We start from the raw sequence: 22,201 nt of genomic DNA, 5'->3' as shown, positions 1-22,201 counted from the left end.
AGGAGAACACTAGATGCTTCCGGCTCTTTGGGTCGCTAAAACCGGCCTGTCCGCCCAGGACACCAACCTCACGGTCATTTCCAACAACCTGGCCAACGTCTCGACCACGGGCTTCAAGCGCGACCGCGCCGAGTTCCAGGACCTGCTGTACCAGATCAAGCGCCAGCCTGGCGCGCAGTCCACCCAGGACAGCGAGCTGCCGTCGGGCCTGCAGGTCGGTACCGGTGTGCGCATCGTCGGCACCCAGAAGAGCTTCACAGCCGGCAGCCTGCAAACCACCGAGAACCCGCTGGACATGGCGGTCGACGGCCGTGGTTTCTTCCAGATCCTGCAGCCCGACGGCACCGTGTCGTACACCCGTGACGGCACCTTCCACCTGAACTCCGACGGCCAGATCGTCACCGCCAACGGTTTCGCTCTGGAACCGGCCATCGTCGTGCCGCCGGACGCCCAGACCTTCACCGTCGGCCGCGACGGCACCGTGTCGATCACCACGGTCGGCAACCCGGCAGCGCAGATCATCGGCAACATCCAGACCGCCGATTTCATCAACCCGGCTGGCCTGCAGGCGATCGGCGGCAACCTGTTCCTCGAGACCGCCGCCAGCGGCGCGCCGCAGGTCGGCACCCCGGGCCTGAACGGTTTCGGTACCACCCAGCAACAGACCCTGGAAAACTCCAACGTCAGCACCGTCGAGGAGTTGGTCAACATGATCACCACCCAGCGTGCTTACGAGATGAACTCCAAGGTCATCTCGACGGCCGACAAGATGCTGTCGTTCGTCACCCAGCAGCTGTAAGCCCTGATGGCCCGCCGGGTGCGGGCCATTGACCATTCGCTCGCTGTAGCAGCGCCCGTTACACCATGAGGTAAGCGTCATGAATCGTCTGTTGTCCGTTTTCGCCCTTGGGGGGGCGGTGTTGCTGGCCGGTTGCGTCGCGCCGACGCCCAAGCCAAACGACCCGTACTATGCGCCGGTGTTGCCGCGCACCCCGTTGCCGGCGGCGGCCAACAACGGCTCGATCTACCAGGCCGGCTTCGAGCAGGGCCTGTATACCGATCGCAAGGCGTTCCGGGTCGGTGACATCATCACCATCACCCTCAACGAGCGCACCTCGGCGAGCAAGAATGCCGGCTCGCAGATCCAGAAGAACAGCAAGGCCGATATCGGCCTGACCTCGTTGTTCGGCACCATCCCCAATACCAACAACCCGCTGGGCAGCGGCGACCTCACCCTCGAGGCCGGTTACAGCGGTGACCGCACCACCAAGGGTGACAGCAAGGCGACCCAGGGCAACACCCTGACCGGTTCGATCACCGTCACCGTCGCTGAAGTGCTGCCCAACGGCATCATCGCCGTGCGTGGCGAGAAGTGGATGACCCTGAACACCGGCGAAGAGCTGGTGCGCATCGCAGGCCTGGTGCGTGCCGATGACATCGCCACGGACAACACCGTGCCGTCCACTCGCGTGGCCGACGCGCGCATCACCTATTCGGGTACCGGCTCGTTCGCCGATGCCAGCCAGCCCGGTTGGCTGGACCGTTTCTTCATCAGCCCGCTCTGGCCCTTCTGAGTACGGATGACCATGTTCAACGCTAGGCGGTTGATTGCCGCGACACTTCTTCTGTCCTGTGCGTTCGGCGCCCACGCCGAGCGCTTGAAGGACATCGCCAGTATTTCCGGCGTGCGTGCCAACCAGCTGATCGGCTACGGTCTGGTGGTGGGGCTCAACGGTACGGGTGACCAGACCACCCAGACCCCGTTCACCCTGCAGACCTTCAACAACATGTTGTCGCAGTTCGGCATCAAGGTGCCGCCGGGTTCGGGCAACGTGCAGTTGAAGAACGTTGCCGCGGTGTCGGTGCATGCCGACCTGCCGGCCTTCGCCAAGCCCGGCCAGGTGGTCGACATCACCGTGTCGTCGATCGGTAACTCCAAGAGCCTGCGCGGCGGCAGCCTGCTGATGACCCCGCTCAAGGGTATCGACGGCAACGTCTACGCCATCGCCCAGGGCAACCTGGTGGTCGGTGGTTTCGACGCCGAAGGTCGCGATGGCTCGAAGATCACCGTCAACGTCCCGTCGGCTGGCCGCATTCCGGGCGGTGCGAGCGTCGAGCGCGCAGTGCCGAGCGGTTTCAACCAGGGCAACAGCCTTACGCTGAACCTCAACCGGCCCGACTTCACCACGGCCAAACGCATCGTCGACAAGGTCAACGAGCTGCTCGGCCCAGGGGTTGCCCAGGCCCTGGACGGTGGCTCGGTGCGGGTGACCGCGCCGATGGACCCGAGCCAGCGTGTCGACTACCTGTCGATCCTGGAAAACCTCGAGATCGACCCAGGCCAGGCCGTGGCCAAGGTCATCATCAACTCGCGTACCGGCACCATCGTGATTGGCCAGAACGTCAAGGTGTCGCCGGCGGCGGTTACCCACGGCAGCCTGACCGTGACCATCACCGAAGACCCGATCGTCAGCCAGCCGGGGCCGTTCTCCAATGGCGAGACGGCCGTCGTGCCACGCTCGCGGGTCAATGCCCAGCAGGAAGCCAAGCCGATGTTCAAGTTCGGCCCGGGCACCACCCTGGATGAAATCGTCCGTGCGGTTAACCAGGTCGGCGCAGCGCCGAGCGACCTGATGGCCATCCTTGAAGCCCTGAAGCAGGCCGGCGCGTTGCAGGCCGACCTGATCGTGATCTGAGGACGCCTGGGATGAATCCGAAAAGCCAGGTTTCCGGCCATGTCGACAGCGGTGCCTACACCGACCTCAATCGCCTGAGCTCGCTCAAGCGCGGTGATCGCGACAGCGAGGGCAACATCCGCAAGGTGGCCCAGGAATTCGAGTCGTTGTTCGTCAGCGAGATGCTCAAGGCCTCGCGCAAGGCCAGTGATGTACTGGCCGACGAAGAAAACCCGATGAACAGCGATACCACCAAGCAGTACCGTGACATGTACGACCAGCAGCTGGCCGTGAGCATGTCCCGCGAAGGGGGCGGCATCGGCCTGCAGGATGTGCTGGTGCGCCAGCTGAGCAAGCGCAAGGCCAGCACGGTCAATACCAGCCCGTTCCCGCGTATCGATGGGCCGGCCCCGGCGCTGTGGGGTGGCCGGGTGGGCGAGCCTGCGCGGGCCGAACAGCCGGCTGCCGGGCGCAACGATGTGGCGGCCCTCAACTCGCGGCGCCTGGCCTTGCCAGGCAAGCTCACCGACCGCCTGCTGGCCGGTATCGTGCCTTCCTCGGCCACTGGCGATGCGGCCCAGCATGCGCCGTCGCTGGCCGGTGTCGCCCGTGGCGACTGGCAGCCGGCGCGGACCTATGCCGCACCCGCCGAGGGCATGCGTATCGTCGGGCGTGCGGTGGCTCAGCCACCGTTGGCGCCCAACAAGGCCTTCGGCAACAGCGATGCCTTCGTCAGCACCATGCTGCCGATGGCCGAGCAGGCGGCCAAGCGCATTGGTATCGATCCGCGTTACCTGGTGGCCCAGGCGGCGCTGGAAACCGGTTGGGGCAAGTCGGTCATGCGCAACCCTGACGGCAGCAGCAGCCACAACTTGTTCGGCATCAAAGCCACCGGCAACTGGCAGGGTGGCGAGGCGCGGGCGATCACCAGCGAGTTCCGTGGCGGTCAGTTCGTCAAGGAGACTGCGGCATTCCGCTCGTACGACTCGTACCAGGACAGCTTCCACGACCTGGTCAGCCTGTTGCAGAACAACAGTCGCTATAAAGATGCGGTCGGTGCAGCCGATAACCCAGAACAGTTTGCAAGAGAGCTGCAGAAGGCCGGTTACGCAACCGACCCGGACTATGCCCGCAAGATCATCAGCATTGCCCGGCAACTGCAGCCCACCCAGCAATACGCCATGGCTGGCACTACCACGAATCTATAAGGATTAAACCATGTCTCTGATCTCGATCGGGCTGTCCGGCCTGAGTGCCAGCCAGGCGGCGCTGTCGGTCACCAGTAACAACATCGCCAACGCTGCGACCTCTGGCTACTCGCGCCAGCAGACCGTCCAGGTCTCGGGGCCTTCGCACAACATCGGCTCGGGTTTCATCGGTACCGGGACCCAGCTGGCGGATGTGCGCCGGGTCTACAACGCCTACCTGGACAACCAGCTGCGTACCGCGACCTCGCTGAGCACCGATGCGGCCACCTACCTTGATCAGATCGGCAGTGTCGACAAACTGCTGGGCGACAGCAGCACCGGTATCAGCTCGGTGCTGACGGCATTCTTCTCGGCCCTGCAGACCGCTGCGGGCAAGCCCGGCGACGTGGCCTCCCGCCAGTTGCTGCTGACCCAGGCGCAAACCCTGAGCAACCGTTTCAATTCCATCTCCAGCGAATTGAACAAACAGAACGAGAGCATCAACAGCCAGCTCGATACCCTTGCCGGCCAGGTCAACAAGCTCACCTCGAACATTGCCGACCTGAACAAGCAGATCACCCAGCTGTCGGCGTCCGGCGCCACGCCGAACACCCTGCTGGATGCGCGCAGCGAAGCGGTGCGTCAGCTCAACGAGCTGGTGGGTGTCACCGTGCAGGAGCGTGACGGCAACTACGACGTGTATCTGGGTACCGGCCAGTCGCTGGTCACCGGCAACCGGGCCAACACCCTGACCGCCGGGCCGAGCGCCGCCGACAAGAGCCAGTACAGCCTGCAGGTCAACTACCCGACCTTCTCGTCGGATGTCACCTCGGTCATCACCGGCGGGCAGATCGGCGGCCTGTTGCGCTATCGCCAGGACGTGCTCAACCCGTCGATGAACGAACTGGGGCGTGTGGCCCTGGTGGTGACCGACAGCATCAACAGCCAGCTGGGGCAGGGCCTGGATGCCAACGGCCAGTTCGGCAGCGCGCTGTTCTCCAGCATCAACAGCGCGGCGGCAATCAGCCAGCGCAGCCTGGGTGCCACCGGCAACAGCGCAGGTTCCGGCAACCTGGACGTGACCATTGCCGATAGCAGCCTGCTGACCAACCACGACTATCAGGTCACCTTCACCAGTGGCACCCAGTACAGCGTGCGTCGTTCCGACGGCACCGACATGGGTAGCTTCGATCTGGCCACCACGCCACCACCGGTCATTGATGGCTTCACCCTGAAGCTCAACGGTGGCGGCCTGGCGGCGGGTGACAGTTTCAAGGTGATCCCCACCCGCGCGGCGGCGGGCTCGATCAGCACCACCCTCACCGATGCCAACAAGCTGGCGTTCGCCGGGCCGATCAATGCCACCATCGGCAGCGGCAACGACGGTACCGGCACCATCAGCCAACCGAATCTGGGGGCCAAGCTGGATATCTACGGCGGTGCCGACACCGCGTTGATCCAGGATTCGATCAAGCACTCGATGCCGGTACGCATGGTGTTCAGTGCGGCCAGTGGCGGCACCCAGGGCTACACCCTGTTCGATGCCAAGGGCAACAGCATCGGTACCGGCACCATCGTGCCGGGCCAGGAGAACAAGCTGACCATCAACGTACCAATGGTCGATGCTGCCGGGGCGCCCATTCTCGATGGCAGCGGCAACCCGCGCTCGTTCAGCCTGGAGACCTCGGTCGGCGGCAGCCCGGCGGAGGATGACTCGTTCAGCATGGGCTTCAACGTCAACGGCAAGTCCGATAACCGCAATGCCCAATCGTTGCTCGACCTGCAGACCAAAGCCACGGTCGGTGTCGATTCCGGTGGCGGCAGCAGCTTCACCTCGGCCTATGCCTCGATGGTGGAACGGGTCGGTGCCAAGGCCAACCAGGCCGAAATCGATACCACGGCGACCAAGGCGGTGTACGACTCAGCCAAGGAAGCCCGCAACGGGGTTTCCGGTGTCAACCTGGACGATGAGGCGGCCAGCCTGATCAAGTTCCAGCACTACTACACCGCGTCTTCGCAAATCATCAAGGCGGCGCAGGAAACCTTCGCCACCCTGATCAACGCATTGTAAGGAGTAGCCATCGTGCGTATTTCCACCGCTCAGTTCTATGAGTCGAGCGCTACCAGCTACACCAGTAACTTTGCCAACCTGATGAAGGTCAAGCAGCAGATCGATACCGGCGTGCGCATCCAGTCCGCTGGTGACGACCCGGTCGGCGCCGCACGCCTGCTGCTGTTGCAGCAGCAACAGGCCCTGCTCAAGCAGTACGACGGCAACATGACCACGGTGAACAACTCGCTGCTGCAGGAAGAAAGCGTGCTGGCCACCATCAACGACGCCATGCAGCGTGCCAGCGACCTGGCCATTCGTGCAGGCGGCGCCGGGATCAGTGCGGCCGACCGCACGTCCATCAGCAGCGAGCTCAAGGAGATCGAGGCGAACATCTTCGGCCTGCTCAACTCGCGCGATGCCAACGGCGACTACATGTTCGGCGGCACCAAGACCTCGTCGCCGCCCTATGTGCGCAACGCCGACGGTAGCTACAGCTACCAGGGTGACCAGACCCAGCTGAGCCTGCAGGTGTCCGACACCCTGAAACTGGCGACCAACGACACCGGCTTCAGCATCTTCGATTCGGCCAAGAACAAGAGCCGTACCGAGTCCGCCCTGGTGGCGCCGCCGGTCGATGATGGCCGCGTCGCGGTCTCGCCGGGCCTGCTGACCTCGAGCAGTGCGTACAACAGCAACTTCAACGCCGGCCAGCCGTACAAGGTCACCTTCACCAGTGGCACCCAGTACACCGTGACCGATGCCCTGGGTAACGACATCACTGCCGAAACCCCGACCAACGGCACCTTCGACAGCAAGGCCGAGGGCGGTAACCGCATCGCGTTCCGGGGTGTCGAGTTCGAGATCAGCGTCACGCTGCAGGAAGGTGATGACCCCAATGCTGCCGTCGCCGGCCATGAGTTCTCCTTGCAGGCGCGTCCCGACACCCTGACCACCGTCCGTGGCGCCGGTAACCCTTCGAGCGCGCAGATCACCAGCGGTGCGGTGACCGACCCGACGGCCTACCGCAGCACGTTCCCCGACAGCGGTGCGGTCATCAAGTTTACCGGCGCCAACACTTACGAACTCTACGCGCAGCCCCTGACTGCCGACAGCAAGGTAGTGGCCAGCGGCACCTTCACCGCGCCGGCGCTGACGGTGGCGGGCGTTACCTACCAGGTGTCCGGCACGCCGCAGGCGGGTGACCAGTTTGCGGTCAATGCCAACACCCACCAGAACCAGAGCGTGCTGGAGACCATCAGCCAGCTGCGTACCGCGCTGGATGCGCCGGGCACAGGTGACGCGGCGAACACCGCGCTGAAGAACTCCATCGCTTCGGCGGTCGCCAACCTGGCCAGTGCCCGCGAGCAGGTCGATATCACCCGCGGTTCGATCGGTGCGCGTGGTAACTCGCTCGATATCCAGCGCCAGGAAAACACCAGCCTGACCACCGCCAACAAGGCGACCCAGGACGCCATCGGCAACACCGACATGGCCGATGCGTCGATCATGCTGGCGCTGCATCAGGCCATGCTGCAGGCTTCGCAGCTGAGCTTCACGCAGATCTCCAAGCTGAGCCTGTTCAATCAGATGTAACTGAGCGGGTAGCCAAAAGCCCCGGCCAGCCCCGTGCTGCCGGGGCTTTTTTGTGCCTGGCGCACGGCGCTGAGCGGCAGTTGGCAATAAATGAGTGTGACCAATGAGTCAAATCGCGCATCTTCCCTGTATTCTATGCGGCAGCTGCTGCAGCAATTTGTTACCGGTTCGCCAGTGACCTGCCCGATGTCGGTATGTCACGGACCCGGTAGTGGGCGCCCTCAATTCACCGAGTGGCGGTCTTTGCCTGTTTTCATTGGGAAGCCAGAATGATTGGCATCAAAAGCATCGCGAGTTACGTGCCCACCGCTGGCCTGGACAACTACGTCCAGGGTGCGAAGTTCGGCAAGGACGAAGAGTTCATGTTCGGCAAGATCGGCGCGTCGTTCCTGCCGCGCAAGGCCGAAGAGCAAGAAACCTCCGACCTGTGCGTCGAGGCCGCCCGTGCCTTGTTCGCCAGCAACCCCGAGCTCGATCCGCAGTCGATCGATGTGTTGATCGTGGTCACCCAGAACGGTGACGAAGAAGGGCTGCCGCACACCGCGGCCATCGTCCAGCACAAGCTGGGCCTGTCCACCCGGGTGGCGGCGTTCGACGTCTCGCTGGGCTGCTCCGGCTACGTCTACGGCCTGTATGCGATCAAGGGTTTCATGCAGGCGGCGGGGTTGAAGAACGGCCTGCTGATTACCGCCGACCCGTATTCGAAGATCGTCGACCCGGAAGACCGCAACACCACCATGCTGTTCGGCGATGCCGCCACCGCCACCTGGATGGGTGAGGAGGCGGTATGGCAGCTGGGTGAGGCGCGTTTCGGCACCGACGGTTCCGGTGCCGAGCACCTGAAGGTCACCAACGGCAATTTCTTCATGAACGGCCGCCAGGTGTTCAACTTCGCCCTGGTCAAGGTGCCGGCGCACCTGCATGAGCTGCTCGATGCCAGCGGCCTGCAGTCGGCCGATATCGATGCCTTCTGCATCCATCAGGGCAGTGCGGCGATCGTCGATGCGGTGGCGCGACGCTTTGAAGAGCAGCACCCGGAGAAGTTCGTCAAGGACATGCTCGAAACCGGCAATACCGTATCCTCCAGCGTGCCGCTGTTGCTGCAGAAGCACATGCTCGACAGCAGTTGGAAGCGCGTGGCCATCAGTGGCTTTGGCGTGGGCCTGTCGTGGGGCTCGGCGATTCTCTATCGCGGCTGATCCGGCACGGTCAAAAAAGCGCCTGGCGTATTCCGCCAGGCGCTTTTTTTTGCCTTCGAATACGTGTTGAAAAGCCATAAGCCCCTGATTTCGTGGGGGTGGCAGCGTGATGGCATTTTTTTTTTGCAAATGCCCTCAAGCAACCCCCGCAAACGACGATAAACATTACGAAGGTTCTCTAGGCCATACCCGGCGGATGCCAGGGCCGGAAGCCGCAGTACCCATCCAACGAGGATTTCGTCATGGCTTTAACTGTAAACACCAACATTGCTTCGGTTACTACTCAGGTTAACCTGAACAAGGCCAGCACCGCCCAGACCACTTCGATGCAGCGCCTGTCTTCCGGCCTGCGCATCAACAGCGCCAAAGACGACGCTGCCGGCCTGCAGATCGCCAACCGTCTGACCAGCCAGATCAACGGCCTGGGCCAGGCAGTGAAGAACGCCAACGACGGTATCTCGATCGCCCAGACCGCCGAAGGCGCAATGCAGGCTTCGACCGACATCCTGCAGAAAATGCGTACCCTGGCTCTGTCCTCGGCTACTGGCTCCCTGAGCGCCGACGACCGTAAGTCGAACAACGACGAATACCAGGCTCTGACTTCCGAGCTGAACCGTATCTCCGCTACCACCACCTTCGGTGGCCAGAAGCTGCTGGACGGCTCGTACGGCACCAAGGCCATCCAGGTCGGCGCCAACGCCAACGAAACCATCAACCTGAGCCTGGAAAACGTTGCTGCCAGCAACATCGGTTCGCAGCAGGTCAAGTCCACCGCCATCGCCCCGAGCGCGAGCGGCCTGGCTGCTGGCAGCCTCTCCGTTACCGGCAACGGCCAAACCGCCACTGTCGCCTACGCTGCTGGTGCCTCCGCCAAGCAGATCGCCAGCGATCTGAACGGCTCGATCGGTGGTCTGACCGCAACCGCCAGCACCGAACTGCAACTGGACGTAACCGGCGCTACTCCGGCCAACTTCAAGCTGTCTGTCGGTTCCAGCGGCACTGTTGACTTCGTGGGCGTGACTGACAAGGCCGGCCTGGCCGACCAGCTGAAATCCAACGCTGCCAAGCTGGGTATCAGCGTCAACTACGACGAAGTCAAGAAAACCCTGAGCATCAAGTCGGACACCGGTGAGAACATCAGCTTCTCGGGTGCTGACGCCAACGCCCAGGCCAACATCTCGATCGCTGCCAAAGACGGCTCCGGCGCTTACGCTACTCCTGCTGCTCTGGGTGCTGCCGCCGTTGTTGTCACTGGTCAGGTTTCGCTGGACTCGGCCAAAGGCTTCTCGCTGGGCGGCGCTACTGCTCTGTTCGGTGCTGCAACCGTTACCTCGGCCAAGACCACCATCTCGCAAACCGACGTCACCGACGCCACCAAGGCTCAGAACGCCCTGGCCGTTATCGACAAGGCCATCGGTTCGATCGACAGCGTCCGTTCGGGCCTGGGTGCTACCCAGAACCGTCTGACCACCACCGTCGACAACCTGCAGAACATCCAGAAGAACTCCACCGCTGCCCGTTCCACCGTGCAGGACGTGGACTTCGCTTCGGAAACTGCAGAGCTGACCAAGCAGCAGACCCTGCAGCAGGCTTCGACTGCGATCCTGTCGCAGGCTAACCAGCTGCCATCCTCGGTCCTGAAACTGCTCCAGTAATTCAGGCGCCTGAGTAAGAGGTGGAAGGGCGCGTTTACGTGCCCTTTCACCTTTTTGACATGAGGAGTTCGAAGCATGGACATGAGTGTCAAGTTGAACCAGATGTATCCATCGATGCCGCCCCAGGCAGCAGCGACGGCCAAGGACCCGCTGGTGGCACCTGCCAAGGTGCAGGAGGCTGCGCCTTCTGAAGACAAGCCGCACACCCGCGAGGACCTGGAGAAAGCGGTGGGCGATATCCGCGATTTCGTCCAGTCGAGCCAGCGCAAGCTGGACTTCTCCATCGATGATTCAACCGGCCAGGTAGTGGTCAAGGTCATCGCCACCGAGTCCGGTGACGTGATCCGCCAGCTCCCGTCGGAAACCGCGCTGAAGCTGGCACAAAGCCTCAGCGAAGCTGGCAGCCTGCTGTTCGACGGCAAGGCATAGGCTGGCATGATTTTTGTTGCTGTCGGGCATTTGATGGATTTATCCGCCAAGGATCCGGCAGCTACTGAACAAGGAGAGCAATGATGGCAGGTACAACAGTCAGCGGTATCGGATCGGGCATCGATACCCAGGCGATTGTGAAGTCTCTGGTGGACGCGCAAAAGGCGCCGAAGCAGACACAGATCAATACCCAGACACTGAAGGCAACCACCACGTTGTCCTCTATCGGCAAGATCCAGGCAGCGCTGGATGCCTTCCGTGGCGCCCTGACCAGCATGACCACCGGCAACAGCTTCGGTGGCCTGAGCTTGAAGTCCTCGGATGAAAAGGTTGCGACCATCACCGCAGGGGCGGGCGCGGCCAACGGCTCCTTCAACCTGGTGGTGACCCAGCTGGCGTCGGCTTCCAAGGTCTCCACCAAGGTGTACGCCGGTGGCGCGACCAGCGTGGTCAACGCCACGACCGGTACCACCAAGTTGACCATCACCCAGAACGGCAAGGCTCACGACGTGAGCATTCCCCCGGGGGCCACGCTGCAAGACGTGCGTGAGAACATCAACAGCCAGTACGGCACGGCGGGCTTCAGTGCCAACATCCTGACCGATGCCTCGGGTTCGCGCCTGGTGATTACGTCCACCAAGATGGGCGAGGGCTCCGAGATCACCCTGGGCGGGAACTCGGGTGTCGACCTCGGGTATACCGAGGTGGATAAGCCCAAGAACGCCGAATATACGCTCGATGGCATTGCTATGAAGTCCAAGAGCAATGACATCACCGATGCGGTGAGTGGGCTGAACATCAAGCTGGTAGGCACGTCGCCGGAAGATACCAAAGGCAATATCACGCCAACCACGCTTTCCCTGACCACCAGTTCGATTGCATTGAAGTCGGGTCTCAAGGGCTTCATCGACACCTACAACGCATTGATCAAAGTGGTCAACGCGGAGACCAGGGTCACCAAGAATGCCGACGGCACCGTGACTGCGGCAGCCCTTACCGGTGATGCATCCATGCGTGCGCTGATGACCTCCATCCGCGAAGAGATGAATGCACTGTCCGGCAACGGCACCCTGAAGTCGCTTGCTGCGTTTGGCGTCACGACCGCCCAGGACGGCGGTGCGCTGAGCCTGGATGACAAGAAGTGGGATAAAGCCGCTGCCACCAACGCCGCTGACCTTACCAGCATCTTCAACGGCAAGGACGGCTTGATCGCGCGCCTGCAGAGCGTCACCGAGCCCTACGCCAAGGCCGCCACCGGCACCCTGGCCGAGCGCAGCAAGACCCTGACCGAAAGCCTGACCAAGCTCAAGTCCGAACAAGACACCTTGGACACGCGCATGGAGGCCTTGCAAAAGAGCCTGCAGGACAAGTACAACAACATGGACACCCTGGTCACCCAGTTGCGCCAGCAGCAGAACAACGTGCTGGGCACGCTCAACGCCCTGAACAACGCCAAGAGCGACAAGTAATCAGTGATTGATGCGAATGGCCGGGCCTGATGCCCGGCCTTTTTGCACCGGCCGGTAAAGTTTTGACCATCCGGCCCGATACAGGGACTATCGAACCTTAAGTTTTTTGCCCGTTACGAGGTCGCAAGATGAATCCCATGAGAGCCCTTCGTCAGTACCAGAAGGTCAATTCCCATGCCCAGATTTCCGAAGCCACACCCCATCGCCTGGTGCAGATGTTGATGGAAGGTGGGCTCGATCGCATGGCTCAGGCCAAGGGCGCACTGGCCCGTGGCGACATCGCCGAGAAAGGCCTGATGCTGGGCAAGGCGATCGACATCATCATCGGCCTGAGCGACGGCCTGGATGCGCAGAAGAGCCACGATCCGGCCTATATCGAGCAGCTGTCCAGCCTGTACGCCTATATGACCAACCGCTTGATGCAGGCCAACATCGACAACGATCCGGCGATCATCGACGAAGTTGCGCAACTGCTGATCACCGTCAAGAGTGGTTGGGATGCCATCGCCGACGCACAGCAGGCCGGCTGAGCCGGTGGGAGAGAGCAAGGTGAATTGCGAGCTGCAACGATTCGACGAAACCCGTGAAGCGCTGCTCGCCGCGTTGGGCGCGCGGGACTGGGACGCGATCAGCAGGCTCGATGAGAGCTGCCGTGGCTGTATCGACGACATGCTCAAGGCGCCGGCACTGGACGAAGCGGTGGTCAAGGCGCGTCTTGAAGACTTGCTGCAGGTCTATCGCGAACTGCTCGACGTCACAATGGGCGAACGCCAGGCCATCGCCGATGAAATGACGCAGATCAATCAAGCAAAGAATGCGTCGAAGGTTTACCATTTGTTCAGTTAAGATGCACCGAACTGGGGAAAAGGCGCCATAAATTTGACTATGCAGGCCTTTTTGACTTAACTAGTGGCTGTTTTCGAAATTCAGACGTCCGAACACTGACCATTCAGTCGGGATGATGTCGCGCACGCCCGCCGGGCGCCGATATGACTAGGGAAGTTGCTATTGCATGTGGCGTGAAACCAAGATTCTCCTGATCGATGACGACAGCGCTCGCCGCCGCGATCTGGCGGTGGTCCTGAACTTTCTCGGCGAAGAAAACCTCCCGTGCTCCAGTGATGACTGGCAGCAGACGGTCGAGTCTCTTGCCTCCAGCCGCGAAGTGCTGTGCGTGCTGATCGGGGCAGTGAAGGCGCCGGCCAGTGTGCTGGGGCTCCTTAAGACAGTGGCGGCGTGGGATGAGTTCCTTCCGGTGCTGTTGCTGGGCGATATTTCTTCTGCCGAGTTCCCCGAGGAGCTGCGCCGTCGCGTGCTGTCCAACCTCGAGATGCCGCCGAGCTACAGCCAGGTGCTCGATTCGCTGCACCGCGCCCAGGTGTACCGCGAGATGTACGACCAGGCCCGCGAGCGCGGCCGGCAGCGCGAGCCCAACCTGTTCCGCAGCCTGGTAGGCACCAGCCGTGCCATCCAGCATGTGCGGCAGATGATGCAGCAGGTGGCCGACACCGACGCCAGCGTGCTCATCCTCGGCGAGTCCGGCACCGGCAAGGAGGTGGTGGCGCGCAACCTGCACTACCACTCCAAGCGCCGTGAAGCACCCTTCGTGCCGGTCAACTGCGGGGCGATTCCGGCAGAGCTGCTCGAAAGCGAACTGTTCGGCCACGAAAAGGGCGCCTTCACCGGGGCCATCACCAGCCGTGCCGGGCGTTTCGAACTGGCCAACGGCGGTACGCTGTTCCTCGACGAAATCGGCGACATGCCGCTGCCCATGCAGGTCAAGCTGTTGCGGGTATTGCAGGAGCGCACGTTCGAGCGCGTGGGCAGCAACAAGACGCAAAGCATCGATGTGCGCATCATTGCCGCCACCCACAAGAATCTCGAGAACATGATCGAGGACGGGACCTTCCGCGAGGACCTGTACTACCGACTCAACGTGTTCCCGATCGAGATGGCCCCGCTGCGTGAGCGCGTCGAAGACATCCCGCTGCTGATGAACGAGCTGATCTCGCGCATGGAGCACGAGAAGCGCGGTTCGATCCGTTTCAACTCCGCCTCGATCATGTCGCTGTGCCGACATGGCTGGCCGGGCAACGTGCGCGAGCTGGCCAACCTGGTGGAGCGCATGGCGATCATGCATCCATATGGGGTGATCGGCGTGTCGGAGCTGCCCAAGAAGTTCCGCTATGTCGACGACGAAGACGAGCAGTTGGTGGACAGCCTGCGCAGCGACCTCGAAGAGCGCGTGGCCATCAACGGCCATACGCCGAACTTCGCCAACCACGCCATGCTGCCGCCAGAAGGGCTGGACCTCAAGGACTACCTTGGCAGCCTGGAGCAGGGTCTGATCCAGCAGGCGCTGGACGATGCCAACGGTATCGTTGCGCGTGCGGCTGAACGTTTGCGTATTCGTCGTACCACCCTGGTCGAGAAAATGCGCAAGTACGGCATGAGCCGCCAGGGCGGCGAGGACCAGGCGGAGGATTGACGCCCGGTCTTGCGCCAGTACCAGTCACTTCACGGGCATGCCCGCGAAGTGACTGGTACTGGTAGCCTGCATCCCCATCTGTGCCACGGTTATCGCTTTACTGCTGGCAGCAATCGATTCTGCGACGGAAGGCCGTGCGAGAGAGCACGATGCCTCTGGCTATGCCACGCTCGCTGAGCTGCCGGAGTGGCGCTGGCATTCATCAAAAAGTCCGCCCAGACAAAACCGATTCCGCAGCGCCCGCCAGCTTAAAGCAGGCATGCGTTTTGCTTTGGCTAGCATAAAGGGCCAGGGGACAGTTTTTTGTCACCCCTCCGACCAATGCGGACCAACAGCACAATGAAAGCAGTCATTCTGGCCGGTGGGCTGGGCACACGCATCAGCGAAGAATCCCACCTGCGCCCCAAGCCGATGATCGAAATAGGCGGCAAACCGATCATCTGGCACATCATGAAGATCTACTCGCACTACGGTATCAACGACTTCGTCATTTGCCTGGGCTACAAGGGGTACGTGATCAAGGAGTATTTCGCCAACTACTTCCTGCACATGTCGGACGTGACCTTCGACATGGCGCAAAACCGCATGGACATCCACAACCGCCATGCCGAACCTTGGCGGGTGACGCTGGTGGATACCGGCGAAAACACCGCCACCGGTGGCCGCCTCAAGCGCGTCCGTGAGTACGTTGGCGATGAAACTTTTTGCCTGACTTACGGCGACGGTGTATCCGACGTCGACCTTCCCCGACTGATCGACTTCCACCGGCAGCACGGCAAGCTGGCCACGGTTACCGCCGTGCAGCCGCCGGGGCGTTACGGCGCGTTGGATGTGCAGGGCGAACAGGTACGCGGCTTCCAGGAAAAACCGCTGGGCGACGGTGGCTGGATCAATGGCGGCTTCTTCGTGCTCGAGCCGGCCGTGCTCGATTACATCGCCGGCGATGGCACCACCTGGGAAAACGAGCCCATGCGTCGTCTGGCCGAGGACGGCCAGCTGATGAGCCACCTGCACCGTGGCTTCTGGCAACCGATGGATACCCTGCGTGATCGCATGCTGCTCGAAGCACACTGGAAGAACGGCGAAGCCGCATGGCAGCTATGGCGCTGAATCCTGCATTCTGGGCGGGGCGCCGAGTTCTGCTGACCGGGCATACCGGCTTCAAGGGCGGTTGGCTGGCCGTATGGTTGCGTCAGTTGGGCGCCGAACTGCGCGGCTTCGCCTTGCCTGCCGCAACCACGCCATCGCTGTGGCAAGTTGCGCAGCTGCAGCAGCAGGTACCCGGCGATTTCGCCGATATCCGTGATGCCTCGGCCCTGGCCCGAGCGCTGCAGGATTTTCAGCCCGAACTGGTGCTGCATCTGGCCGCTCAGCCACTGGTGCGTGAATCCTATCGTGCCCCTGCGGATACCTACGCAACCAATGTCATGGGTACGCTCAACCTGCTCGAAGCGGTGCGGGCCACGCCGTCCGTGCGTGGCGTGCTGGTGGTGACCACGGACAAGTGCTACGAGAACCGCGAGTGGCCCTGGCCCTACCGGGAGCAGGATGCCCTGGGCGGCTTCGATCCCTATAGCAGCAGCAAGGCCTGTGTCGAGCTGCTGTGCGCGAGTTACCGCGACTCTTTCCTGCGTTCCTCTGGCGTTGCCCTGGGCACTGCGCGCGCAGGCAACGTGCTGGGGGGCGGGGACTGGTCTGCCGAACGCTTGTTGCCGGACATCTTTCGCGCCTGGCAGGCCGGCCAAGAGGTGACCTTGCGTTATCCCGATGCGACGCGGCCCTGGCAGCACGTGCTCGACCCGCTGATGGGCTACCTGCAACTGGCTCAGGGTTTGCTCACTGACGCCGAGCAGCATGCCGCAGCCTGGAACTTTGGCCCTGACAGCGCAGGGCTGGCCACCGTCGGCGAAATCGTCGAACGCCTTGCCAGCCTTTGGCCAGGCGAGGCTCGCTGGTCGGTTGCCAGCGATGCCCAGCCGCACGAAGCCGGTCTGCTGGCCCTGGACTCCAGCAAGGCCCGGCAGAGGCTTGGCTGGGCGCCGCGCTGGTCGCTGGATGACACCCTGAAACATACCCTGGACTGGCATCTGGCCTGGCGCGCAGGGCGTGATATGAACATCGTTACCCGCGAGCAGCTCGCGGTTCACCAAGGCGGAACCCATGAGTGACAGTACGGCGCAGCAGTTGCGCCAACAGATTGCCGAACTGGTCGGGCGCTACGCCGAGCTGCAGATGGCGCCCAAACCCTTCGTGGCCGGGCAGAGCAGCGTTCCGCCAGCCGGCAAGGTGATCGGTGCGGGCGAACTGCAGGCCATGACCGAGGCCGTGCTGGATGGCTGGCTGACCACCGGGCGCTTCAACGAGGCGTTCGAAAAGCGCTTGGGCAAGTACCTAGGGCGCCGCTGCGTACTCACCACCAACTCCGGCTCGTCGGCCAACCTGCTGGCGTTTTCCGCCCTGACCTCGCCACGTCTCGGCGACCGGGCGATCAAGCCTGGCGACGAGGTGATCGGCGTTGCCGCCGGTTTCCCGACCACCGTCAACCCTATCCTGCAGTTCGGCGCGGTACCGGTGTTCGTCGATGTCGAGATGGGCACCTACAACATCAACCCGGCGCTGATCGAAGCGGCCATCGGCCCGAAGACCAAGGCCATCATGCTGGCCCATACCTTGGGCAACCCCTTCGACCTGAGTGTGATCCGCGCCCTGTGCGACAAGTACGGCCTGTGGCTGATCGAAGACTGCTGCGATGCCCTGGGTTCCACTTACCAGGGGCGCATGGTCGGCACCTTTGGTGATATCGGCACCCTCAGCTTCTACCCTGCGCACCACATCACCATGGGCGAGGGCGGAGCGGTGTTCACCGACTCCCCGTTGCTCAAGCGCATCATTGAGTCGTTCCGCGACTGGGGCCGCGATTGCTACTGCCCCCCGGGCGAGGACAACACCTGTGGCAAGCGCTTCTGCTGGCAACTGGGTAGCTTGCCGGAAGGCTACGACCACAAGTACACCTACTCGCACCTGGGCTACAACCTGAAGATCACCGACATGCAGGCCGCATGCGCACTGGCGCAGATGGATCGGGTCGATGATTTCGTTGCCGCGCGCAAGCGCAACTTCGCCTGGCTCAGCGAGCGCCTGGCCGGTTGTGCGGACAAATTGATCCTGCCGCAGGCCACTCACGAAAGTGATCCTTCCTGGTTCGGCTATCCGCTCACCCTGCGCGACGGCTGTGGGGTAAAGCGCGTCGAGCTGTTGCGCTACCTGGACGAGCAGGGTGTGGGTACACGCCTGCTGTTCGCTGGCAATCTGACCCGCCAGCCCTACATGCAGGGGCAGCAATATCGGGTTGCCGGCGAGCTGCCGGTAACCGACAAAATCATGAGCGACACGTTCTGGATCGGCCTCTGGCCGGGCTTGAGCGATGACCATCTGGAGCATGCGGCGCGCAGTCTCGAAACCTTCCTGCAGAGGCTGTGCTGATGCGCGCCTATGTCCTGTGTGGTGGTTTCGGTACACGCCTGCGCAGCGTCACGGACGCGCAGAAGGCCCTGGTGCCCGTTCACGGTGAGCCCTTTCTGGCGCGCGTATTGAGCCAGTTGGCCCGTGCCGGCATCAGCGAAGGCGTACTGTGCGCGCATTACCGCGCCGAACAGGTGGCCGAGCAGCTTGCCGAGTTGTCTCGCCATGCGGGTCTGCCACTGTCGCTGGTGGTGGAGCAGAGCCCACTAGGCACGGGCGGCGCACTGCTCAACGCGTTGCGCGAACAACCTGCTCAGGGGCGGTATCTGGTACTCAACGCCGACACCTTTGTCGACGCGCAAGGTTATCGGCAGATGATGTTGAGCGAAGGCAATGCCGTGCTGGCAGCGCGGGTCGATGACCGCGGCCGTTATGGCAGCCTGGCGCTCAATGCCACGGGGCACCTGGCTGGCTTGCAGGAAAAGGGCCTGCAGGGGCCCGGCCTGATCAACGCGGGGGTTTATGCCTTCACCGCGCCGGCCTTCGCCGCCACGCCCGTTGGCGCCTGCTCCATGGAGCACGATCTGTTGCCCGAGTTGCTCCAGCGCGAGGCCGTTTCCGTTGTCGATTACAGCGGACGCTTCATTGATATCGGCACGCCAGAATCGCTCGCGCGCTACACCGACGAATTTTTTCCGGATACATCGCTATGAGCCTGCTGGTGCAGACCCTGAGCATAGGCGAACGCCAGAGCATTCTTGATGCGGTCAAGTGCATCGAGGCCGGCGCCTTGCAGATCGCTTTTGTGGTGGCCGACGATCAGCGTTTGCTGGGTGTGGTCACCAACGGTGACGTGCGTCGCCACTTGCTGCAGGGCGGCCAGACCGACCTGCCGGTAACCACCTGCATGAACAGCCATTACCGCGCCGTTCAGGCCGGTGCGTCGCGTGAGGAGTTGCTCAAGGCATTCGACCTTGGTTTCAACGCCATCCCGGCCGTGGATGAGCAGGGGCGCCTGGTCGAGGTCTACACCCGCCTGATGGCGGCCAGCCCGGAAGTGCCGGTGCTGGCACGGGCCCGTGCGCCGGTACGCATGAGCTTCTGCGGCGGCGGTGCCGACCTGACCTATTTCTTCATCGACCACCCGGCCGCGGTGCTCAGCTGTACCGTCGGCCTGTATGCCCATGCCACCCTGGTTCCCCGGGGCGACCGTGGCATCCGCATCTTCTCCGAGGACCTGGGGCGCGAGGAGGACTACGACTCCCTGGCCGACCTGCTGGCCGCCAGTGAAAAAAGCCTGTTGGCGACCATCGTTTCGGTGATCAAGCCGCAATACGGCTTCGACCTCTACCTGCGTTCGGACTTTCCGGTGGGCTCTGGGCTGGGCGGCTCCTCCGCGGCCACCACGGCCACCATCGCGGTATTCAACGAACTGCGCCAGGATCGCTGGAGCACCTACGAGATCGCCGAACTGGCGTTCCAGGCCGAGCGCCTGTGCTTCGGCATCGCCGGTGGCTGGCAGGACCAGTACGCCTCGGCCTTCGGCGGCTTCAACCTGATCGAATTCGAGAACCAGCGCAACCTGGTGCACCCGATTCGCCTGGAAGAGGCGATCCGCAATGAGCTGGAGTCCTGCCTGGTGTTGTGCGACACCGGCATCTCCCACGACTCCGGTCGCCTGCATGATCTGCAGCGCGAGGAGATGCAGGCCGAGGCCTCGCAAACCGACCTGCTCCATGCCAGCGTGGCGCTGTGCCGGCGCATGCACCGCTATCTGATTCGCGGCGAGCTGCGCGATTTCGGCCTGTGCCTGGACGAAGCCTGGCGCCTGAAAAAGCGTTTTTCCTCGGCCATCAGCCATGGGCGCCTCGATGAAATCTACGCCGCTGCACTGGCGGCCGGCGCGCTCGGCGGCAAGCTGCTCGGCGCCGGCGGCGGTGGCTTCTTCCTGTTCTACGTACAACCCCAGCATCGCCAGCGGGTGGTGCATGCGGTGCGCGTACTGGGCTGCCAGACTCAAGGCTTCCGCTTCGAGTCCTGCGGTGTTACTTCCTGGCGGACGAAAATCCAATGACCCCGATTATTCTCGACGGCATCGCCCTGGGTGGCGAGCGCGTCTATGTCATCGCCGAAGCCGGCAACAACCACAACGGCTCGCTGGCATTGGCCAAACAACTGGTGGATGCCGCCATCGCGGCGGGCGCCGACTGCGTCAAGTTCCAGTTGCGCAACCGCGAGGCGCTGTACCGGCGCAAGGCCGATGGCTCGCGCGCCGAAGACCTCGGCGTGGAGTACATCCAGGACCTGCTGGACAAAGTCGAGCTGAGCCTCGACGAGCACCGCCAGCTGCGTGCCTACTGCGCGCAACAGGGCATCACCTACCTGTGTACCCCCTGGGATGAACCCAGTGTCGATGCCCTGGCGGCGTTCGACGTAGCGGCGCTGAAAATCGCCTCGGCGGACCTGAGCAACCCCTACCTGATCGCCAAGGCCGCCAGCCTGGGCAAGCCGCTGATCCTGTCCACCGGCATGTCCTTCGAGCACGAAATCATCCGTGCCATCGAACAGCTCAATGCCCTGGGCACGCCCTTCGCGCTGCTGCACTGCAACAGCGCCTATCCGGCGCCGGAAGGGGATATCCAGCTTGGCTACCTGCGCCGCCTGCAGGAGTTGCACGGCCTGATCGGCTATTCCGGCCATGAGCGCGGTATCGCCATTACCCTCGGTGCCGTGGCCCTGGGTGCCAAGCTCGTGGAGCGCCACATTACCCTGGACCGCAACATGGAAGGCCCGGATCACCTGGCCAGCCTGGAGCCTACCGAATTCCGCCAACTGGTGGACGGCATTCGCCAACTGGAACTGGCGCTGCCATGGCAAGGCCCTGGCCGTCATGCCAGCCAGGGGGAGTTGCTGAACCGCGAGAACCTCGGCAAGAGCGTGATCGCCGCACGCGAGATCCCCCGTGGTGCAGTCCTGGAGCCGGGCATGCTGCGTATCGCCAGCCCCGGCCAGGGCTTGGCGCCGTACCGTCTGCCGGAGCTGCTGGGCAAGCCAGCCCAGCGCGACATTGCCCAGGGCGATTTCTTGTTCGAGAGCGACCTGCAGGAACAACCCGCCGAGCAGAAACTGGCGTTCGACATGCCGATTCGTTGGGGTGTGCCGGTGCGCTATCACGACTTCCTCGATTACCGTCGGCGCATCGAGCCGGATCTGTTCGAGTTCCACCTGTCCTACCGTGACCTCGGTCTGAAGCCGCAGCCCTTCCTGGCCCAGGTGGAATGCTCGCGCCTGGTGGTGCACGCCCCGGAGCTGTTCGAGAACAGCGAACTGCTGGACCTGGTGGCGGACGACCCGGCCTATCGTCGGCGCTCCATCGACAACCTGCAGCGCGTGGTCGATGCCACCCTGCAGATCGGCGAGTTCTTCCCCGCCGCCGATGCCCGGCTGATCGTCGCCAACATCGGTGGTTTTTCTGCCGATGCGCCACGCCCGCTGGCCATGCGCCCCGAGCTCTACGAGCGTTTCCATGAGGCCTGCCGCCAGGTGGATTTCGCCGGCACGGAGCTGATCCCGCAGAACATGGCGCCGTTCCCCTGGCACTTCGGCGGCCAGCGCCACCAGAACATTTTCATGATGCCCGACGAACTGGCGGCCCAGGCCCGCGAGCACCGCCTGCGCTTGTGCCTGGACCTGTCGCACCTGCAGATGACCTGCTTCCACTTCGGCCTCGACTTCCAGGCCGCACTGGCGCTGCTGCTGCCGCACTCGGCGCACCTGCACGTGGCCGACGCCAAGGGCACCAACGGCGAAGGCGTGCTGATGGGCACCGGCGACATCGACTGGCCGGCCAGCTGGGCACAGATTCGCCAACATCCCGAGGTCAGCTTCATTCCTGAAGTCTGGCAAGGGCACAAGGATCATGGTGCCGGCTTCTGGTCGGCACTGCAGTATTTGACGCGGCTTGCTTAAGCGCCGGTTTCGAGGGGGAATT

The 22,201-nt window shown here is 63.0% G+C and carries 19 protein-coding genes; all 19 read left to right on the top strand.

Features of this window, described 5'->3' with window-relative positions; translation table 11 throughout:
- Window positions 1-13: 13 nt before the first annotated feature.
- The 19 genes from flgG to EJA05_RS20060 all read left to right on the top strand — a co-directional run bounded on the left by flgG (window position 14) and on the right by EJA05_RS20060 (window position 22,179).
- Window positions 14-799 carry a flagellar basal-body rod protein FlgG gene (flgG, locus tag EJA05_RS20150; RefSeq protein WP_125464987.1) on the top strand — a complete coding sequence of 262 codons (786 nt, stop codon included), beginning with the start codon at window positions 14-16 and terminating at the stop codon, window positions 797-799.
- A gap of 79 nt (window positions 800-878) precedes the next feature.
- A complete protein-coding gene (gene flgH / locus EJA05_RS20145; protein ID WP_125464986.1) occupies window positions 879-1,574 on the top strand; it encodes a flagellar basal body L-ring protein FlgH in 696 nt (231 codons plus the stop codon).
- 12 nt (window positions 1,575-1,586) lie between these two features.
- Window positions 1,587-2,696 (top strand): flagellar basal body P-ring protein FlgI, encoded by a 1,110-nt coding sequence (locus EJA05_RS20140; protein WP_110991963.1) that lies wholly within the window; start codon window positions 1,587-1,589, stop codon window positions 2,694-2,696.
- Between the two features lie 11 nt (window positions 2,697-2,707).
- Complete coding sequence (gene flgJ, locus EJA05_RS20135) at window positions 2,708-3,883, top strand: flagellar assembly peptidoglycan hydrolase FlgJ (RefSeq protein ID WP_125859537.1); 1,176 nt, start codon at window positions 2,708-2,710, stop codon at window positions 3,881-3,883.
- Between the two features lie 10 nt (window positions 3,884-3,893).
- Window positions 3,894-5,933, top strand: a complete 2,040-nt coding sequence (gene flgK / locus EJA05_RS20130) for a flagellar hook-associated protein FlgK (protein WP_125859536.1) — start codon at window positions 3,894-3,896, stop codon at window positions 5,931-5,933.
- Window positions 5,934-5,945: 12 nt separating this feature from the next.
- Window positions 5,946-7,508: a flagellar hook-associated protein 3 gene (locus EJA05_RS20125; protein WP_125859535.1), complete on the top strand. Its 1,563-nt coding sequence runs from the start codon at window positions 5,946-5,948 to the stop codon at window positions 7,506-7,508.
- 269 nt (window positions 7,509-7,777) lie between these two features.
- On the top strand, window positions 7,778-8,707 hold the full coding sequence (locus EJA05_RS20120) for a ketoacyl-ACP synthase III (RefSeq protein ID WP_125859534.1): 930 nt from the start codon (window positions 7,778-7,780) through the stop codon (window positions 8,705-8,707).
- A 242-nt stretch (window positions 8,708-8,949) separates the two neighbouring features.
- Complete coding sequence (locus EJA05_RS20115; protein ID WP_125859533.1) at window positions 8,950-10,362, top strand: flagellin N-terminal helical domain-containing protein; 1,413 nt, start codon at window positions 8,950-8,952, stop codon at window positions 10,360-10,362.
- Between the two features lie 75 nt (window positions 10,363-10,437).
- The gene (locus EJA05_RS20110) at window positions 10,438-10,791 is read left to right on the top strand and encodes a flagellar protein FlaG (RefSeq protein ID WP_110991878.1); all 354 of its coding nucleotides are present in this window, start codon (window positions 10,438-10,440) and stop codon (window positions 10,789-10,791) included.
- A gap of 83 nt (window positions 10,792-10,874) precedes the next feature.
- The gene (fliD, locus tag EJA05_RS20105) at window positions 10,875-12,260 is read left to right on the top strand and encodes a flagellar filament capping protein FliD (protein WP_125859532.1); all 1,386 of its coding nucleotides are present in this window, start codon (window positions 10,875-10,877) and stop codon (window positions 12,258-12,260) included.
- A gap of 128 nt (window positions 12,261-12,388) precedes the next feature.
- Complete coding sequence (fliS, locus tag EJA05_RS20100; RefSeq protein WP_125464978.1) at window positions 12,389-12,790, top strand: flagellar export chaperone FliS; 402 nt, start codon at window positions 12,389-12,391, stop codon at window positions 12,788-12,790.
- Window positions 12,791-12,809: 19 nt separating this feature from the next.
- Complete coding sequence (gene fliT / locus EJA05_RS20095) at window positions 12,810-13,106, top strand: flagellar protein FliT (protein ID WP_125861373.1); 297 nt, start codon at window positions 12,810-12,812, stop codon at window positions 13,104-13,106.
- Between the two features lie 166 nt (window positions 13,107-13,272).
- Window positions 13,273-14,748 (top strand): transcriptional regulator FleQ, encoded by a 1,476-nt coding sequence (fleQ, locus tag EJA05_RS20090; RefSeq protein ID WP_125859531.1) that lies wholly within the window; start codon window positions 13,273-13,275, stop codon window positions 14,746-14,748.
- A 339-nt stretch (window positions 14,749-15,087) separates the two neighbouring features.
- The gene (rfbF, locus tag EJA05_RS20085) at window positions 15,088-15,858 is read left to right on the top strand and encodes a glucose-1-phosphate cytidylyltransferase (RefSeq protein ID WP_110991873.1); all 771 of its coding nucleotides are present in this window, start codon (window positions 15,088-15,090) and stop codon (window positions 15,856-15,858) included.
- Complete coding sequence (gene rfbG / locus EJA05_RS20080) at window positions 15,840-16,916, top strand: CDP-glucose 4,6-dehydratase (protein ID WP_190306009.1); 1,077 nt, start codon at window positions 15,840-15,842, stop codon at window positions 16,914-16,916. Before rfbF ends, rfbG begins: the two co-directional genes overlap by 19 nt.
- Window positions 16,909-18,231, top strand: a complete 1,323-nt coding sequence (gene rfbH, locus EJA05_RS20075; protein WP_125859530.1) for a lipopolysaccharide biosynthesis protein RfbH — start codon at window positions 16,909-16,911, stop codon at window positions 18,229-18,231. The genes rfbG and rfbH overlap by 8 nt, the downstream gene beginning before the upstream one ends.
- Window positions 18,231-18,923 carry a sugar phosphate nucleotidyltransferase gene (locus EJA05_RS20070; RefSeq protein ID WP_125861369.1) on the top strand — a complete coding sequence of 231 codons (693 nt, stop codon included), beginning with the start codon at window positions 18,231-18,233 and terminating at the stop codon, window positions 18,921-18,923. Before rfbH ends, EJA05_RS20070 begins: the two co-directional genes overlap by 1 nt.
- A complete protein-coding gene (locus EJA05_RS20065; RefSeq protein ID WP_125859529.1) occupies window positions 18,920-20,284 on the top strand; it encodes a GHMP family kinase ATP-binding protein in 1,365 nt (454 codons plus the stop codon). The genes EJA05_RS20070 and EJA05_RS20065 overlap by 4 nt, the downstream gene beginning before the upstream one ends.
- The gene (locus tag EJA05_RS20060; protein ID WP_125859528.1) at window positions 20,281-22,179 is read left to right on the top strand and encodes an N-acetylneuraminate synthase family protein; all 1,899 of its coding nucleotides are present in this window, start codon (window positions 20,281-20,283) and stop codon (window positions 22,177-22,179) included. The genes EJA05_RS20065 and EJA05_RS20060 overlap by 4 nt, the downstream gene beginning before the upstream one ends.
- Window positions 22,180-22,201 lie beyond the last annotated feature (22 nt).

Source organism: Pseudomonas oryziphila (assembly GCF_003940825.1).
Taxonomy (GTDB): domain Bacteria; phylum Pseudomonadota; class Gammaproteobacteria; order Pseudomonadales; family Pseudomonadaceae; genus Aquipseudomonas; species Aquipseudomonas sichuanensis.
This window is presented reverse-complemented; position numbering and strand designations above follow the sequence as displayed.

Excerpts from the sequence above, each read along its gene's own strand:
- fleQ (WP_125859531.1), top strand. The coding sequence starts at position 13,273 with ATGTGGCGTGAAACCAAGATTCTCCTGATCGATGACGACAGCGCTCGC.
- fliS (WP_125464978.1), top strand. The coding sequence starts at position 12,389 with ATGAATCCCATGAGAGCCCTTCGTCAGTACCAGAAGGTCAATTCCCAT.
- flgG (WP_125464987.1), top strand. The coding sequence starts at position 14 with ATGCTTCCGGCTCTTTGGGTCGCTAAAACCGGCCTGTCCGCCCAGGAC.
- EJA05_RS20065 (WP_125859529.1), top strand. The coding sequence starts at position 18,920 with ATGAGCCTGCTGGTGCAGACCCTGAGCATAGGCGAACGCCAGAGCATT.
- EJA05_RS20110 (WP_110991878.1), top strand. The coding sequence starts at position 10,438 with ATGGACATGAGTGTCAAGTTGAACCAGATGTATCCATCGATGCCGCCC.
- EJA05_RS20060 (WP_125859528.1), top strand. The coding sequence starts at position 20,281 with ATGACCCCGATTATTCTCGACGGCATCGCCCTGGGTGGCGAGCGCGTC.
- EJA05_RS20070 (WP_125861369.1), top strand. The coding sequence starts at position 18,231 with ATGCGCGCCTATGTCCTGTGTGGTGGTTTCGGTACACGCCTGCGCAGC.
- EJA05_RS20115 (WP_125859533.1), top strand. The coding sequence starts at position 8,950 with ATGGCTTTAACTGTAAACACCAACATTGCTTCGGTTACTACTCAGGTT.
- EJA05_RS20120 (WP_125859534.1), top strand. The coding sequence starts at position 7,778 with ATGATTGGCATCAAAAGCATCGCGAGTTACGTGCCCACCGCTGGCCTG.
- EJA05_RS20140 (WP_110991963.1), top strand. The coding sequence starts at position 1,587 with ATGTTCAACGCTAGGCGGTTGATTGCCGCGACACTTCTTCTGTCCTGT.
- flgJ (WP_125859537.1), top strand. The coding sequence starts at position 2,708 with ATGAATCCGAAAAGCCAGGTTTCCGGCCATGTCGACAGCGGTGCCTAC.
- rfbH (WP_125859530.1), top strand. The coding sequence starts at position 16,909 with ATGAGTGACAGTACGGCGCAGCAGTTGCGCCAACAGATTGCCGAACTG.
- rfbG (WP_190306009.1), top strand. The coding sequence starts at position 15,840 with ATGGCAGCTATGGCGCTGAATCCTGCATTCTGGGCGGGGCGCCGAGTT.
- rfbF (WP_110991873.1), top strand. The coding sequence starts at position 15,088 with ATGAAAGCAGTCATTCTGGCCGGTGGGCTGGGCACACGCATCAGCGAA.
- flgK (WP_125859536.1), top strand. The coding sequence starts at position 3,894 with ATGTCTCTGATCTCGATCGGGCTGTCCGGCCTGAGTGCCAGCCAGGCG.
- flgH (WP_125464986.1), top strand. The coding sequence starts at position 879 with ATGAATCGTCTGTTGTCCGTTTTCGCCCTTGGGGGGGCGGTGTTGCTG.
- fliD (WP_125859532.1), top strand. The coding sequence starts at position 10,875 with ATGGCAGGTACAACAGTCAGCGGTATCGGATCGGGCATCGATACCCAG.